The organism is Pseudomonas auratipiscis (assembly GCF_036324085.1).
Taxonomy (GTDB): Bacteria; Pseudomonadota; Gammaproteobacteria; order Pseudomonadales; family Pseudomonadaceae; genus Aquipseudomonas; species Aquipseudomonas auratipiscis.
In genome coordinates this window covers 330,249-346,576 of the sequence record NZ_JAZDCU010000002.1, presented here as the reverse complement: position 1 = coordinate 346,576, position 16,328 = coordinate 330,249, and the positions used below count along the sequence as shown (strand labels likewise).

General features: G+C 58.4%; 15 protein-coding genes. 13 read left to right on the top strand and 2 right to left on the bottom strand.

Annotation, left to right across the window (positions count from 1 at the left end; translation table 11 throughout):
- The first annotated feature begins 82 nt into the window (after positions 1-82).
- The 11 genes from V0R60_RS04060 (at position 83) to V0R60_RS04010 (ending at position 11,425) form a co-directional block, all read left to right on the top strand.
- A complete protein-coding gene (locus V0R60_RS04060; protein ID WP_330078816.1) occupies positions 83-1,414 on the top strand; it encodes an aromatic acid/H+ symport family MFS transporter in 1,332 nt (443 codons plus the stop codon).
- Positions 1,415-1,531: 117 nt separating this feature from the next.
- Entirely contained in the window at positions 1,532-2,785 is a 1,254-nt protein-coding gene (locus V0R60_RS04055; protein ID WP_330078817.1) for an OprD family porin, read from the top strand.
- A 148-nt stretch (positions 2,786-2,933) separates the two neighbouring features.
- Complete coding sequence (locus tag V0R60_RS04050; RefSeq protein WP_330078818.1) at positions 2,934-3,890, top strand: AraC family transcriptional regulator; 957 nt, start codon at positions 2,934-2,936, stop codon at positions 3,888-3,890.
- Between the two features lie 106 nt (positions 3,891-3,996).
- Entirely contained in the window at positions 3,997-5,355 is a 1,359-nt protein-coding gene (gene benA / locus V0R60_RS04045) for a benzoate 1,2-dioxygenase large subunit (protein ID WP_330078819.1), read from the top strand.
- Positions 5,352-5,840, top strand: a complete 489-nt coding sequence (benB, locus tag V0R60_RS04040) for a benzoate 1,2-dioxygenase small subunit (RefSeq protein ID WP_203477230.1) — start codon at positions 5,352-5,354, stop codon at positions 5,838-5,840. Before benA ends, benB begins: the two co-directional genes overlap by 4 nt.
- Before the next feature lie 24 nt (positions 5,841-5,864).
- Positions 5,865-6,875, top strand: a complete 1,011-nt coding sequence (gene benC / locus V0R60_RS04035; protein WP_330078820.1) for a benzoate 1,2-dioxygenase electron transfer component BenC — start codon at positions 5,865-5,867, stop codon at positions 6,873-6,875.
- Positions 6,876-6,940: 65 nt separating this feature from the next.
- Entirely contained in the window at positions 6,941-7,702 is a 762-nt protein-coding gene (locus V0R60_RS04030; protein ID WP_330078821.1) for a 1,6-dihydroxycyclohexa-2,4-diene-1-carboxylate dehydrogenase, read from the top strand.
- Between the two features lie 17 nt (positions 7,703-7,719).
- Positions 7,720-8,841 carry a muconate cycloisomerase family protein gene (locus tag V0R60_RS04025; protein WP_136478816.1) on the top strand — a complete coding sequence of 374 codons (1,122 nt, stop codon included), beginning with the start codon at positions 7,720-7,722 and terminating at the stop codon, positions 8,839-8,841.
- Positions 8,842-8,852: 11 nt separating this feature from the next.
- Positions 8,853-9,143 (top strand): muconolactone Delta-isomerase, encoded by a 291-nt coding sequence (gene catC / locus V0R60_RS04020; RefSeq protein ID WP_203541782.1) that lies wholly within the window; start codon positions 8,853-8,855, stop codon positions 9,141-9,143.
- Positions 9,144-9,184: 41 nt separating this feature from the next.
- Complete coding sequence (gene catA / locus V0R60_RS04015; protein ID WP_136478814.1) at positions 9,185-10,117, top strand: catechol 1,2-dioxygenase; 933 nt, start codon at positions 9,185-9,187, stop codon at positions 10,115-10,117.
- Between the two features lie 102 nt (positions 10,118-10,219).
- Positions 10,220-11,425 carry a benzoate/H(+) symporter BenE family transporter gene (locus V0R60_RS04010; RefSeq protein WP_136478813.1) on the top strand — a complete coding sequence of 402 codons (1,206 nt, stop codon included), beginning with the start codon at positions 10,220-10,222 and terminating at the stop codon, positions 11,423-11,425.
- Between the two features lie 2 nt (positions 11,426-11,427).
- Here V0R60_RS04010 and lpdA read toward each other — a convergent pair whose 3' ends face one another.
- The gene (gene lpdA / locus V0R60_RS04005; protein WP_330078822.1) at positions 11,428-12,828 is read right to left on the bottom strand and encodes a dihydrolipoyl dehydrogenase; all 1,401 of its coding nucleotides are present in this window, start codon (positions 12,826-12,828) and stop codon (positions 11,428-11,430) included.
- Between the two features lie 209 nt (positions 12,829-13,037).
- Here lpdA and cfaB point away from each other — a divergent pair, with 209 nt between their 5' ends.
- Positions 13,038-14,222, top strand: a complete 1,185-nt coding sequence (cfaB, locus tag V0R60_RS04000; RefSeq protein ID WP_330078823.1) for a C17 cyclopropane fatty acid synthase CfaB — start codon at positions 13,038-13,040, stop codon at positions 14,220-14,222.
- Between the two features lie 6 nt (positions 14,223-14,228).
- Here cfaB and cls read toward each other — a convergent pair whose 3' ends face one another.
- Positions 14,229-15,668, bottom strand: a complete 1,440-nt coding sequence (gene cls, locus V0R60_RS03995; protein ID WP_136478810.1) for a cardiolipin synthase — start codon at positions 15,666-15,668, stop codon at positions 14,229-14,231.
- 128 nt (positions 15,669-15,796) lie between these two features.
- On the opposite strand from cls, the gene V0R60_RS03990 reads away from it, so the two are divergent.
- Positions 15,797-16,324: a DUF3617 domain-containing protein gene (locus V0R60_RS03990; protein WP_136478809.1), complete on the top strand. Its 528-nt coding sequence runs from the start codon at positions 15,797-15,799 to the stop codon at positions 16,322-16,324.
- Positions 16,325-16,328: the final 4 nt, after the last annotated feature.

Sequence of the window (16,328 nt, the reverse complement as noted above, 5' to 3'; positions counted from 1 at the left end):
CTGCTCCTAACCTGAGGCTGCGAAGGCTGCTTGGCAGATTCGCCCAAGGGTTTCGATAACAACAACAAAAGAGACACGCCTCATGCGAACGATCGATATCAATAGCCTGATCGATCAGGCGAAGTTCAATGTCTTCCACTGGCGTGTACTGTTCTGGTGCGCGCTGATCATAATCTTCGACGGTTACGACCTGGTCATTTATGGCGTGGTGTTGCCGGCGTTGATGCAGGAGTGGGGCATGACCCCGCTTCAGGCAGGCGCCCTGGGCAGCTACGCCTTGTTTGGCATGATGTTCGGCGCACTGATATTTGGCCCATTGTCCGATCGCATTGGTCGTAAAAAGGCCATCATGATCTGTGTGATTCTGTTCAGCGGCTTCACCGTGCTCAACGGCTTTGCCCGCAATCCAACAGAGTTTGGTGTCTGTCGCTTCCTCGCCGGTTTGGGCATTGGTGGCGTGATGCCCAACGTGGTTGCGCTGATGAACGAATACGCGCCAAAGCGTAGGCGCAGCACGCTGGTCGCCATCATGTTCAGTGGCTATTCGGTGGGCGGCATGCTCTCGGCCGGCCTAGGCATTGTGTTGTTGCCGGCGTTCGGTTGGCAGTCGGTGTTTTATGTGGCAATCATTCCACTGCTGCTGTTGCCATTGATTCTGCGTTTCTTGCCTGAGTCGCTGGGCTTTCTGGTTCGCCAGGGCCGTACCGAGCAGGCCAGCCAGTTATTGCAACGGGTTGAACCGAGTTACCAGCCCCAGAGCGGTGATCGTCTGGAGGTTGTCACCGGCACGCAAGCGGGTGGCTCAGTTCCACAATTGTTTCGCGAAGGCCGAGCGCTGAATACCTTGATGCTCTGGGTCGCATTTTTCTGCTGCCTGTTGATGGTCTACGCCCTCAATTCCTGGTTGCCAAAACTGATGAGCAACGCAGGTTACGGCCTTGGCTCAAGCCTGGCGTTCCTGTTGGTGCTCAACTTCGGGGCAATCTTTGGTGCCGTTGGCGGTGGCTGGATTGGTGACCGATTCAAGCTCGATCGGGTGTTGGTGGTGTTCTTTGCCATCGCGGCATTGTCGATCAGTCTGCTCGGCTTCAAGAGTCCAACCCCGGTGCTGTACCTGTTGATCGCTGTCGCCGGAGCGACAACCATCGGTACCCAGATCCTCGCGTATGCCTGTGTTGCCCAGTTCTATCCAATGGGTATTCGCTCCACCGGCTTGGGTTGGGCCTCGGGTATTGGTCGTAGCGGAGCCATTGTCGGCCCGTTGCTGGGCGGGCTGTTGCTGGGGATTCAGCTGCCGCTGGCGCTGAATTTCATGGCCTTTGCCATACCCGGAGCGGTAGCTGCAGTGGCGATGATGGTGTTTGCCAGTCGTGGCACCGCCAAGAGTGGCGCAGCGTTGCAATCGGCGACCTAGCTGATTGCCTACACGCACGCTGGGCCGCAGCGCTGACTGTGTTGGCGGCTGCGGGCCGGCGCTGGAAACGCCGCAGTTCTTGAATCACAAACAACAATAAGAAAGAGCACGCCAATCATGAACAACCTCCGTGGAATCGGGTTGCTGTCTTCATTCGCCCTGAGTTTTACCGCCCAAGCCGCTGAACCTGACTTCTTCAAGGACGCTACCGCTACCTTACAAGCCCGTAATTACTACTTCAGCCGCGACTTTTCCGACATCGTTGGTGCAAACAAACAGTCCAAGGCTGAGGAGTGGGGGCAAGGATTCATCTTCAACTTCAAGTCCGGCTACACCCCCGGCACCCTTGGCGTGGGCGTCGATGCCATTGGCTTGCTCGGGCTCAAGCTCGATAGCAGCCCGGATCGCACAGGTACCGGTCTTCTGCCGGTTCAGGACGATGGCCGGGCTGCTGATGAATACAGTCGGGTGGGCGGAACTCTGAAGGTGCGCTATTCGAAAACCGAGCTGAAAGTGGGTGAACTGCAGACCAATCTGCCGATCCTGCAGTACAACGATTCGCGCCTGCTGCCGCCTACCTACCAAGGCGCCAGCATCACTTCCGCTGAGATCAGTGGACTGACGCTGCAAGCGGGTCATTTAAGTTCGACCAGCCTGCGTAATGAATCAGGCGACGAGAAAATGATCGCTATGCTAGGTCATCTGCCTCAGCGCCAGGCCGACAGCGATGCCTTTAACTTCGCGGGTGGCGACTACAGCTTCAACGCCAATCGCAGCACCTTGAGCCTTTGGTATAGCCGCCTGGAGGACATCTATCAGCAGGGCTTTGTCGGTCTCAAACACAACCATCCCGTGGGTGACTGGGTGCTGGGTGCCAACCTGGGCTATTTCAGCGCCAAGGAGCAAGGGGAAAGCCGCATCGGAGATATCGATAACCAGGCGTTCTACTCATTGCTGTCTGCCAAGCGCGGCGGTCATACCTTCAGCGTCGGCTACCAGGGGATTTTTGGTGACAACGCTTTTCCGCGAGTGTTTCCTAACATTTCACCATTGGGCAACGAGGTTCCCACTTACGAATTCTCATATGCAGACGAACGCTCCTGGCAGGTGCGGTATGACTACGATTTCGTAGCCATGGGCGTACCGGGCCTGACGGCCACTGTGCGTTACCTCAAGGGCAACAACGTCGATACCGGATTGGGCTTCGAGGGCAAGGAGCACGAGCGTGACCTGGACCTGGGATACGCGGTGCAGAGCGGGTTGTTGAAGGGCTTGGGAATCAGGGTGCGTAATGCAGTGGCGCGCTCCAATTACCGTTCGGATATTGACGAGAACCGGGTGATCCTTTCGTACACCTGGACACTGTTGTAGGGTTTTCGTGGGGAAAGCCCGCTCCTTCTGAGTAGAAAAGAGGGGCGGGCTTTGCGATGCGTTTGGAAACACACCGTCCATCCCTCGGTTGGTCGTGGGCCGGTGCTATCGCTTAGACTGCCAGGACAACTACAACGAGTGTCCTGGTATGGAAAGTCCCCTGCTCAGTGAGCGCAGCCGGGTTTTCGATCGTGCCGATCCTTATGCCGTGTCGACCTACGTCAATCAGCATGTTGGCGTGCACCACATCCGCCTGCCGCGCTACGGGCTGCCCGAGGCGTGTCTGAACCATCGCAAATTCGCCAGCCTCGATCTGTGCCGAATCAGCTATGGCGGCGAAGTGCGGGTGATGTCCGAAGCCTTGGAGAATGTGTTTCATCTGCAGATTTTGTTGCGTGGCCATTGCCTGTGGCGGCGCGGGCGTGCCGAACGCCAGCTCGGTCCCGGCGAGTTGTTGCTGATCAATCCGGACGAGCCGGTAGACCTTGCCTACTCGGCAGATTGCGAAAAATTTATCCTCAAGCTGCCAAACCGTTTACTCGAAAGCGTCTGCGACGAACAACGCTGGCAGCGTCCGAGCGAGGGCGTGCGTTTTATCCAGAGCCATTATCAGTTGCTGGCGCTGGAAGGTTTCGCTGGGTTGCTGGCAATGGTTTGTCACGAAGCCGAGGCCAGCGAGCCGCTGCTGCGAGTTCAGGAGCACTACAGCCAGATCGTCGCCAGCAAGATGCTGACCTTGATGCCGACCAACGTCAGCCGTGAGGCCCTGAGTAGCCAGGCGGTGACCTTCGATCGCATTGCCGGTTATATCGAAGGCAACCTCAAGCTCGATATTTGCAGTGAGCAGCTGGCGCGCCAGGCCAGCATGAGCCTGCGTTCGTTGTATGCGCTGTTCGAGCGCAACGCGGGCACCACGCCTAAAATCTACATCCGCCAGAAGAAGCTCGAGCGCATCCACGCCAACCTCTGCGACCCCAACTGCCCGGTGCGCAGCATTACCGAACTGGCCATGGATTACGGCTTTGTCCACCTTGGCCGCTTCTCGGAAAACTACAAGTCGCTGTTTGGCGAACTCCCCTCCGATACCCTCAAGCGTCGTTCCTGACACTTTGCAGAAAACGGATAAAGGTCTGCACAAAGCGGATATTTGCCGTCCCCCTCGCTGCTTAACCTGACATGGCCTGAACACAATAACAACGGAGGCCCCGGCCATGTCCCTGGGATTCGATTACCTTAATTCCCTGCTGGAAGAAGATCAGGAGAAGGGCGTCTTTCGCTGCAAGCGCGAGATGTTCACCGACCCCCGTCTGTTCGATCTTGAGATGAAACACATTTTCGAGGGTAACTGGCTGTACCTTGCCCACGAGAGCCAGATTCCTGAAAAGAACGACTTCCTTACCACCACCATGGGGCGCCAGCCGATCTTTATCGCGCGCAACAAGGAGGGTGTGCTCAATGCTTTCCTCAATGCCTGCAGCCACCGCGGTGCAATGCTGTGCCGCCACAAGAGCGGTAACCGCTCCTCCTACACATGCCCGTTCCACGGCTGGACGTTCAACAACTCCGGCAAGCTGCTCAAGGTCAAGGACCCGGTCGATGCCGGCTACCCTGCGAGCTTCAATTGCGAAGGCTCCCATGATCTCACCAAGGTTGCTCGTTTCGAGTCCTATCGGGGTTTCCTGTTTGGCAGCCTGAACCCGGATGTCGTGCCTCTGCAAGAGCATCTGGGCGAGTCGGCCAAGATCATCGACATGATCGTTGACCAGTCGCCGGAAGGCCTGGAAGTGTTGCGTGGCTCCTCGTCGTACATCTACGAAGGCAACTGGAAGCTGACTGCCGAGAATGGCGCCGACGGCTACCACGTCAGTGCCGTGCACTGGAACTACGCGGCGACCCAGAACCAGCGCAAACAGCGCGAGGCTGGCGATGAAGTCAAAACCATGAGCGCCGGCGGTTGGGCCAAGAGCGGTGGTGGCTTCTACTCGTTCGACAAAGGTCACCTGTTGCTCTGGACCCGCTGGGCGAACCCTGAGGACCGTCCGCTGTTCGAGCGTCGCGATGAGCTGGCGGCTGATTTCGGCCAGGCCCGGGCCAACTGGATGATCGAGAACTCGCGCAATTTGTGCCTGTACCCGAACGTTTACCTGATGGATCAGTTCAGCTCGCAGATACGTATTGCCCGGCCAATTGCCGTGGACAAGACCGAGATCACTATCTACTGCATCGCGCCCAAGGGTGAGAGCGCCGAGGCACGGGCCCAGCGTATTCGCCAGTACGAGGATTTTTTCAACGTCAGTGGCATGGCCACTCCAGATGACCTGGAAGAGTTCCGTTCCTGCCAGATGGGTTACCAAGGTGGGCGTGGCTGGAACGATATGTCCCGTGGCGCAACGCATTGGGTTGACGGTGCCGATGCTGCTGCCCAGGAAATCGACTTGCATCCGCAGATGAGTGGCGTGCGCACCGAAGACGAAGGGCTGTTCGTGCTGCAACACAAGTACTGGCAGGAAACCATGCTCAAGGCGCTTGCCGCTGACCAGCAATTGATTCCAGTGGAGGCCGTGCAATGAGCATTTCCTTCGAGCAAGTGCGCGACTTCCTGTTTGAAGAAGCGCGCTACCTGGACGACAGCCAATGGGATAACTGGTTGGAGTGCTATGCCGCTGACGCCACCTTCTGGATGCCAGCCTGGGACGATAACGATCAACTGACCGAAGACCCGCAACGAGAAATTTCGCTGATCTGGTACGGCAACCGTGGTGGCCTGGAGGATCGTGTGTTCCGGATCAAGACCGAGCGCTCCAGCGCGACAATGCCCGACACCCGGACCTCGCACAACATCAGCAACATCGAACTGCTGGAACAGGGCGATGGCGTCTGCAAGGTGCGCTTCAACTGGCACACCCTGAGCTTTCGCTACAAGACAGTGGACAGTCACTTCGGCACCAGCTTCTACACCCTTGATGTGCGCGGCGATCGGCCGCTGATCAAGGCCAAGAAGGTAGTGCTCAAGAACGACTACGTGCGTCAGGTCATCGACGTTTACCACATCTGAATCCCGCTTTTTGCGAGGTGCGCCATGCACAAGATCGCCTTGAATTTCGAAGACGGGGTTACCCGTTTCATTGACGCCACTGCTGACGAGACGGTCGCCGACGCGGCCTACCGCCAGGGCATCAACATTCCCCTGGACTGCCGCGATGGCGCCTGCGGAACCTGTAAGTGCTTTGCCGAAGCCGGACGTTACGACTTGGGCCAGGAATACATCGAAGACGCGTTGAGCGAGGAAGAAGCCGCGCAGGGTTACGTTCTGACCTGCCAGATGCGCGCTGAAAGTGATTGCGTGGTGCGCATCCCGGCGTCGTCCCAGGTGTGCAAGACCGAGCAGTCCAACTATCAGGCGAGCATCAGCGCGGTGCGCCAGCTTTCCGATAGCACCATTACCTTATCGATCAAGGGCGATGCTCTGAGCCGCCTGGCTTTCCTGCCAGGACAGTACGTCAATCTCGGGGTGCCGGGCAGTGAACAGACGCGCGCTTACTCGTTCAGCTCGTTGCAAAAGGACGGCGAGGTCAGTTTCCTGATCCGCAACGTGCCGGGTGGCCTGATGAGCAGCTTTCTCACCGGCTTGGCGAAAGCGGGCGACAGCATGACTCTGGCGGGGCCACTGGGTAGTTTCTACCTGCGTGAAATCCGTCGTCCGTTGCTGCTGTTGGCAGGGGGTACCGGGCTTGCACCGTTCACTGCGATGCTGGAAAAAATCGCCGAGCAAGGCAGCGAGTACCCCCTGCACCTGATCTACGGCGTGACCAATGATTTCGATCTGGTCGAGCTGGACCGCCTGCAGGCTCTGGCCGCTCGTATTCCTAACTTCAGCTTCAGTGCCTGTGTGGCCAACCCCGAGAGCCAGCACCCGCTCAAGGGCTATGTCACCCAGCACATCGAGCCACGTCATCTCAATGAAGGTGATGTCGATGTGTACCTGTGTGGTCCGCCGCCCATGGTTGAAGCGGTCAGTCAGTACATCCGCGAACAGGGCATTACGCCGGCGAACTTCTATTACGAAAAATTCGCTACCGCGGCTGCCTGAACCCGTTTTATGGGGCCGGGCGCATCGTGCGGGTACGGTCGGTCCCTTTTTTATTCGAGGTTGTCATGAACAACAGATTCGACAACAAGGTCGTGCTGGTGACAGGTGCGGCGCAGGGCATCGGCCGGCGCGTGTGTGAGCGGTTGCTGGAAGAGGGCGCGACCCTGATTGCAGTGGATCGCTCGGAGCTGGTGCACGAGCTGGAAGGTGAGGGTGTGCTGAGCCTGACTGCAGACCTGGAGCAACACAACGATTGCAGTCGTGTAATGGCGGCAGCCGTGGAGCACTTTGGTCGCCTGGATGTGCTGGTCAACAACGTTGGCGGCACCATTTGGGCGAAGCCGTTCGAGCATTACGAAGCGGCGCAGATCGAAGCGGAAGTGCGACGCTCGTTGTTTCCCACCTTGTGGTGCTGCCATGCGGCGCTGCCGTACATGCTCGAGCAGGGCAGTGGAGCGATCGTCAACGTTTCCTCGATCGCCACCCGCAGCGTCAACCGAGTGCCTTATGGCGCAGCCAAAGGTGGTGTGAACGCCCTGACTGCCTGCCTGGCATTTGAAACGGCCGGTCGTGGAGTGCGGGTTAATGCGACTGCACCCGGTGGCACCGAGGCGCCACCTCGGCGAGTGCCGCGCAACAACGCCGAGCAGAGCGGCGACGAGAAAATCTGGTACCAGCAGATCGTCGACCAGACCCTCGATAGCAGCCTGATGAAGCGCTACGGCAACCTTGACGAACAGGTTGGCGCAATCCTCTTTCTTGCCTCCGACGAGGCTTCCTACATCACCGGCACGGTGTTGCCGGTCGGTGGCGGCGACCTCGGCTGAGTGCCCCGGAGATCTCGATGAGTCATCCCCTGATTGAACGCATCTCGACGGTTATCGTCGACCTGCCCACGATTCGCCCGCACAAGCTGGCGATGCATACCATGCAGAAGCAAACCCTGGTGATCATCCGCCTGCAGTGTTCGGATGGCATCGAAGGACTCGGCGAGTCCACCACCATTGGTGGCCTGGCCTATGGCAATGAAAGCCCGGAAAGCATCAAGCAGAACATCGACAGCTATTTTTCCCCCCTGTTGATCGGCCAGGACGCCAGCAATATCAATGCGGCGATGCAACGCCTGGACAAGACCATCAAGGGCAACACCTTCGCCCGCTCCGGGATCGAAAGTGCCTTGCTCGATGCGCAAGGCAAGCGCCAGGGCCTGGCCGTAAGTGAACTGCTGGGCGGGCGTGTGCGCGACAGTCTGGAAGTGGCCTGGACCCTGGCCAGTGGCGACACCACACAAGACATCGCCGAAGCGGAGCAGATGCTCGACCTGCGTCGTCATCGCATCTTCAAATTGAAGATTGGTTCCAACCCGGTCGCCCATGACCTGAACCATGTGATTGCGATCAAACGCGCGCTTGGCGAACGCGCCAGCGTGCGCGTCGATGTCAATCAGTACTGGGATGAATCCCAGGCCATTCGTGCCTGTCAGGTACTGGGCGACAACGCTATCGATCTGGTTGAGCAGCCTATTTCACGTATCAATCGCGCAGGTCAGGTGCGCCTGAATCAGCGCAGCCCGGCACCGATCATGGCCGATGAATCCATTGAAAGCGTAGAAGACGCCTTCAGTCTGGCTGCCGAGGGTGCCGCCAGCATTTTCGCCTTGAAGATCGCCAAGAACGGCGGACCGCGTGCGGTATTGCGCACTGCCCAGATTGCCGAAGCCGCCGGTATCGCCCTGTACGGCGGCACCATGCTCGAAGGCTCGATCGGCACCCTGGCCGCGGCCCATGCCTTTGTCACCTTGAACAAGCTGACCTGGCACACCGAACTGTTCGGCCCACTGCTGCTGACCGAAGAGATCGTGATCGAAGCGCCGGTTTATCGCGACTTTGCGTTGCACGTACCCAGCACCCCGGGCCTGGGCCTGACCCTGGACGAAGAGCGCTTGGCGTTCTTCAGCCGCAAGTAAGGAGAGATGCCATGTTGTTCCACGTGAAAATGACCGTGAACCTGCCCCTGGACATGGATCCGGCGCTGGCCGCCCGGCTCAAGTCTGACGAAAAGCAGTTGGCTCAACGCCTGCAGCACGAGGGCATCTGGCGCCACCTGTGGCGTATCGCCGGGCATTACGCCAACTACAGCGTTTTCGACGTGCCTAGCGTCGAAGCGTTGCACGACACCCTGATGCAACTGCCGCTATTCCCCTACATGGCCATCGAAATCGATGGTCTGTGTCGCCACCCGTCATCTGTCCACAGCGATGACCGCTGAATCACCGAAGCATCGATAACAACAATTCGAGGTACTCCATCATGACCGTGAAAATTGCTCACACTGCCGATGTTCAGCGTTTTTTCGAAGAAGCCAGCGGCTTGAACAACGACCTTGGCAGCCCGCGCATGAAACTGGTGACCAACCGCATCATTAACGATGTGGCGCGCATTATCGAAGACCTGCAAGTAACCCCGGACGAGTTCTGGAAAGCCGTGGATTACTTCAACCGCCTGGGTTCCCGTCAGGAAGCTGGACTGCTGGTGGCCGGATTGGGCGTTGAGCACTATCTGGATTTGCAGTTGGATGCCCAGGATGCCCAGGCCGGCATCAGCGGTGGCACCCCGCGCACCATCGAAGGCCCGCTGTATGTAGCGGGTGCGCCGATGGCCGAAGGCGAAGTGCGGATGGACGACGGCCTGGATGCGGGCACGGTAATGTTCCTGCAGGGTCGCGTCGTGGATGACCAAGGGCGACCGGTTGCAGGCGCCGTTGTCGATCTGTGGCATGCCAACACCCAGGGCACCTATTCATACTTCGACAGCACTCAATCGGACTACAACCTGCGCCGACGTATCATCACCGATGCCGAAGGCCGTTACCGTGCTCGCAGCATCGTGCCGTCCGGCTATGGCTGCCCTGAAGATGGTCCGACCCAAGAGCTGCTTGACCAACTGGGGCGCCACGGCAATCGTCCGGCGCACATTCACTTCTTCATCTCGGCGCCGGGTTTCCGCCACCTGACCACTCAGATCAACCTGGCCGGTGATCAATACCTGTGGGATGACTTCGCCTACGCTACGCGTGATGGTTTGATTGGCGAGCTGCACTTTGTCGACGATGCGGCGGCAGCCGACGCTCGCGGGGTGCAAGGGCGCTTTGCTGAAATGAACTTCGACTTCCAGTTGCTCGCCACACCCGCACCCGCGGGCGAAAAGCGCAGTAAGCGGCCGCGAGCGTTGCAGGACGCCTGAGGTTTAGGTTGAATTGCGCGCGGGGCAAGCGCGCTCCTACAGCTACGTGTAGGAGCGGGCTTGTCCCGCAATGCTTTTCAAAGCTTTCAACTGGAAAATCCAATGAAAACAATACTCCAGGACTTCTCTCTCTCTGCCTTGGTCGCCGGCTTCATCGCTACTCTGATTTCTTATGCTGGCCCCCTGGTGATCGTTTTCCAGGCCGCCCACAGCGCACACCTGTCGGCGGCCGAGCTGTCTTCGTGGGTGTGGGCTATTTCTATCGGCAGTGGGGTCCTGGGCGTGGTCCTGAGCCTGCGCTTTAAAGTACCGCTGGTGATCGCATGGTCGGCGCCAGGCTCTGCCTTGCTGGTAGCACTGTTGCCGGATATCGCTTTTGCCGAGGCGGTAGGGGCCTACATTGTCGCGAACCTGGTCATCCTGTTGGTGGGCGTGTCGGGTGCCTTCGACCGTATTGTCGGCAAGCTGCCGCCTGCCATCTCGGCGGCAATGCTGGCGGGAATTCTGTTCAGTTTTGGCACCGGCCTTTTCACCTCTCTGAAATCGCAGCCGCTGCTGGTGCTGGCAATGTTTGTCACCTATCTGGTGTTCAAGCGTATCGCTGCGCGCTACGCGGTATTGGCCGTGCTGATATGCGGGGTGGGTATTGCGGTGTTCAGTGGCGATATGAACAGCTCGGCACTGGTAGCAGGCCTGGCCACACCGGTATGGACCACGCCAGTGTTCACCTGGAATGCCTTGCTGAGTATCAGTCTGCCGCTGGTCATGGTCGCTCTGACCGGACAGTTTGTGCCGGGTATCGCCGTGTTGCGCAACGATGGCTACCCAACCCCGGCCAGCCCGATTATTTCCAGCAACGCGCTGACTAGTTTGATCCTGGCACCTTTTGGTTGCCATGGTCTGAACCTGGCTGCAATCACAGCAGCCATCTGCACCGGTCGCGAAGCGCATGATGATCCGGGCAAGCGCTATTGGGCGGGTGTGAGTGGTGGCGTGTTGTATTTGCTGCTGGGGGTATTCGGCGCGACGTTGGTATCGCTGTTCACCGCCTTCCCAGCAGCCTTGATTGCGGCGCTGGCCGGGCTGGCCCTGTTCGGTGCTATTGGCGGCGCTCTGGCAGGCGCGATGAGTGTTCCGAGTGATCGAGAGGCGGCCTTGATCACCTTTCTGGTGACGGCCTCGGGAATGTCATTCCTGGGCTTGTCGGCGGCGTTCTGGGGATTGATCTTCGGCTTGTTCGCCCATGTGCTGCTCAACCTGCGGCGACCAGCGCCACAGGCAAGCAGGGTAGGAGTGCGGGCTGACTGAGGTCAGATCTGCATGGCCATGCCTTCGACGTTCATGGCTGCCTGGCGCAAGGCTTCAGATCGCGTCGGGTGTGGGTGGCAGGTCAGAGCAATGTCTTCGGCCGAGGCAGAGAATTCCATGGCCACACAGAATTCGCCGATCATCTCGCTGACACTCGGGCCAACCAGGTGTACGCCCAGCACTTCGTCGGTGTCGGCGTCGGCCAGCACCTTGGCGAAGCCTTCGGTCTCGTGGTTGATCTTGGCGCGGCTGTTGGCGGTGAAGGGGAATTTACCGACCTTGTACGCACGCCCTTCGGCTTTGAGCTGTTCTTCGGTCTTGCCGACGCTGGCCAGCTCCGGACGGGTGTAGATCACGCCGGGAATGAGGTTGTAATTGACCTCGTGGGCCTTGCCAGCGATGCGTTCGATACAGGCGACAGCCTCATCTTCGGCCTTGTGCGCAAGCATTGGGCCGGAGGTGACGTCACCTATAACCCAGACGCCAGGCGCGGCAGTACGGTGATGTTCATTGGCAAGCATGCCGCGCTTGTCGGTTTCCAGGCCAACACTTTCAAGGCCAAGGCCCTCGGTGTACGGACGGCGACCGATCGCTACCAAGACATAGTCCGCTTCCAGGTTTTCGCTGGCGCCGCCTGCGGCTGGCTCCAGGCTCAAGCTGACAGTATCTGTCGATGCCGTGGCCTGAGTGACCTTGCTGCCCAGCTTGAAGCTGATGCCTTGTTTGGCCAACGCACGTTGCAGCGTTTTGGCGGTTTCTTCATCGGTGCCCGGACAGATTCGATCCAGGTACTCGATCACCGTTACCTGGCTTCCCAGACGACGCCAAACCGAGCCAAGTTCCAGGCCGATCACACCGGCACCGATCACCACTAGGTGCTTGGGCACGCTGGGCAGCGAGAGTGCGCCGGTGGAATCGATGATCCGCTGGTTGTCGATGGTCACCCCTGGCAGAGGTGTCGGCTCTGAACCGGTGGCGATGACGATGTCCTTGGCCTGCAGCTCGGTGATGCTGCCGTCTTCGGCACTGACATTCACCCGACCCGCTCCCGCCAGTTGGCCCCAGCCTTTGATCCAGTCGACCTTGTTCTTGCGGAACAGGAACTCGATGCCCTTGGTCAGTCCGGTGACGCTGTCATCCTTCTGCTTCATCATCTGGGTGAGGTTCAGGGTCGGTTTGACCTCGATGCCCAGGTTGGCGAATTCGCTTCCCGCCGCTGCTTCGTAAAGCTCCGAAGCGTGCAGCAACGCCTTCGAGGGCATGCAGCCGACGTTCAGGCAGGTGCCTCCCAAGGTTGAGCGGCCTTCTACGCACGCCACACTCATACCCAGCTGGCCCGCCCGGATAGCAGCGTTATAGCCGCCCGGTCCGCCGCCGATGATCACTACATCATAGGTTTTCATTGTTTTACTCCAGGATGAAGAATCGACAATGGCGCCAAGATTAGTCTGCGGGATAGCTGATTGTATACAATTTATATGGCCTCTCGATGAGCCTGCAGAGGTCTGAAATGGGAGCGCCAGGGCCGACTATGGTCTCGATTAGCTGAAACTTTCAGCAGATGAACTACCCTTTCGCCGTGACGTCCGATAAAGAAAGGGAGGTTCAGTTCATGCTTGCGCAACTTCCGCCTATTCTGCAAAGCCTGCGATTACCACTGCGTCTGAAGCTGTGGGACGGCCATGAATTCGATCTGGGCCCCAAGCCCAAGGTCACTATTGTGGTCAAGGATCCGCAACTGATCAGCCAATTCACTCACCCCAGCCTGGACGAACTAGGCGCAGCTTTCGTTGAAGGAAAGCTGGAGCTGGAGGGCACCATCAGTGAGGTAATTCGCGTTTGTGATGAGCTCAGCGAAGCGTTGCTCAAGGATGAGGCGGATGATCAGCCGGTGCGCCGCAAGCACAACAAGGCCACTGACGCTGCTGCGATTTCTTACCATTACGACTTGTCCAATGACTTCTACCAGCTATGGCTGGATCCGGACATGGCGTACTCCTGTGCCTATTTCAGAACCGATCAAGACACCCTGGAGCAAGCGCAACAGAACAAGTTCGAGCACCTGTGCCGCAAGTTGCGCCTGAACAAAGGCGACTACCTGCTTGATGTCGGGTGCGGCTGGGGAGGGCTGTCACGATTTGCCGCTCGGGAGTTCGGTGCCAAGGTTTTGGGCATCACCCTGAGTAAAGAGCAACTCAAATTGGGTCGTGAACGGGTCAAGGCTGAGGGCTTGCAAGACCAAGTCGATCTGCAGATCCTCGACTACCGGGACCTGCCTCAAGATGGTCGCTTCGACAAGGTTGTCAGTGTCGGTATGTTCGAGCATGTCGGCCATGCCAATCTGGCGCTGTACTGTCAGCGTCTGTTTGGGGCGGTACGTGAAGGCGGCCTGGTAATGAATCATGGCATCACCGCCAAGCACGTTGACGGCCGCCCAGTTGGACGAGGCGCGGGCAGCTTTATCGAGCGCTATGTGTTTCCCCATGGCGAGCTACCGCACTTGTCCATGATCGCTGCCAGCATCAGTACTGCAGGTCTTGAGGTAGTCGACGTGGAAAGCCTGCGCTTGCACTATGCGCGCACGCTCGAACAGTGGAGCAACCGTTTGGAGAGCCAGTTGCAGAAAGCCTCCACCTTGGTACCGGAAAAGGCCTTGCGCATCTGGCGTCTGTATCTGGCTGGTTGTTCCTATGCCTTTGCCAAAGGCTGGATCAATCTTCACCAAATTCTGGCGGTGAAACCTTTTGCCGATGGTCATCACGAGTTACCCCTGACCCGTGAGGATCTCTACCGTTGATGGCGGTCAGAGGATCGGCGAAATAAGACGCGCAATACGCATCCCCAATTGCTGTAGGCGGTGGGTGTCTTTGCTGTCTTCGGCACTGATCTCACGCGCCTGGTTGAAGTCATGGATAAGCATGGCTTCGACCTGATCCGAAAAGGCTCGGTCGACTGTTAGCAGCATCACTTCGAAATTGAGACGAAACGAGCGGTTGTCCAGGTTGGCGCTGCCGATGGCGCTGATCTCGTTGTCGATCAGCACCACTTTCTGGTGCAGGAACCCAGGCCCGTAGCGGAACATTCTGACCCCCGCGCGCACCGCTTCGAATGCGAACAGGCTAGAGGCTGCATAAACAATACGGTGGTCGGCTCGTGACGGCAGGAGGATACGGACATCTACGCCACGCAGTACGGCCAGACGCAATGCAGCGAACACCGCTTCATCGGGGATGAAGTAGGGGCTGGTAATCCAGAGTCGCTCCCGGGCCGAGTGAATCGCTTCGACGAAAAACAGTGAACAGGTTTCCTGAGGGTCTGCCGGACCGCTCGCCAGGACTTGGCAAAGGACGCCGTCCTCTGGATAAGTGTCGGGCAGGATCAGTGGTGGCAGCTCGCGCGCAGCCCAATACCAGTCTTCGGCAAACGACTCCTGCAGGCAAGCCAGCACCGGCCCGCTGACTTGCACATGCGTATCGCGCCATGGCGAAAGTCTTGGCTTGTCTCCCATGTATTCATCGCCGACGTTGTGCCCACCCACGAAGCCTTGCAAACCATCGACGACGACAATTTTGCGATGGTTGCGGAAATTCACCTGAAAGCGGTTGAACCATCCACGTCGTGTGGCGAAAGCGCGAACATTTACCCCCGCATCGCGTAGGGTCTGGGCATAAGCAGAGGGCAGGGCGTGGCTGCCAACGCGGTCATACAGCACATACACCTTTACCCCTTGCGCTGCTTTTTTCAGCAACAACGATTGCAGGGCGCGCCCGAGCTTGTCGTCATGGATGATGAAGAACTGCACCAGCACCGTATTTTGGGCTTGCTCGATAGCGGAGAAGATTGCCTCAAAAGTCGCTTTGCCATCGATCAGCAGGCGTACCTGATTATTGGCCAGACACGGCATGCGACCTAACCTGGGCATGGCTCGCAGGGCGCCGTATGACTCTGAGTTGCGGGCTGCCAGTGCCTCGTCGACCCAAGGGCGCCAGTTCAAGTCAGCCATCGCCACGTGCATTTCCCGGTTGGCCTGGCGTCTGGCCTGGATGTAGGCGTCGAAGGTTCGGCTGCCGAATATCAGGTAGGGAATCAGAGTGAGGTAGGGAATGAACAAAAGCGACAAGGCCCAGGCGATTGCCCCTTGAGCTGTGCGCACGGTGAGCACTGCGTGCATGGCAGCGATAGCGCCGAGCAAATGCAGGGCACCGATGAGGTAACCGAAGAAGTAGGGGCTGTGGTAATCCATACGCATCCTGCTGTCCAAAGGCACTGCCTTCTAACAGAGCATGTTCCTCTATGTACTTGCAACCGAAAGGACAAATTGACGTCTAAGCTTTGATCCAGCTTGGGGCTGGACTATCGAGGAGCCACTACATGAAGAGTCGTCTGCCGATGCTGGCATTGGTCGTGGGGCTGGCGAGCCCGTTGGTGCATGCACAGATGTTACAACCGGGGTTGTGGGAGCTGACAACCAGCAATATGCAAGTTGATGGAAAGCCGCTTCCGGACATGGGCTTCATGCTTGGCCAACTGAAGAACCTGCCGCCCGAGCAGCGGGCAATGATCGAAGGCGGTTTGGCCAAGCAGGGGATTAGTGTGGCAGGACAAGGTGTGCGCTCGTGCCTGACACCTGAACAGGTAAAGACTAACGATATCCCGCTGCAGGACCCGAAGTCCGGTTGCACTCAGAAGATTACCGAGCGCAGCGGCAACGTCTGGAAGTTCACCTTCACGTGCCCAAAAGCACAGGGTGCCGGGCAAGCTACCTTCCTCAGTGACCGCGAATTTCTCACAGAGGTCAGTGGCACCTTCAATGCTTCAGGTGTTCAGCAGCAGGGCAGCATGAATACGCGCGCTGTTTGGCTGGGCAATGACTGTGGTGCTGTGAAACCACGGACTTGATATT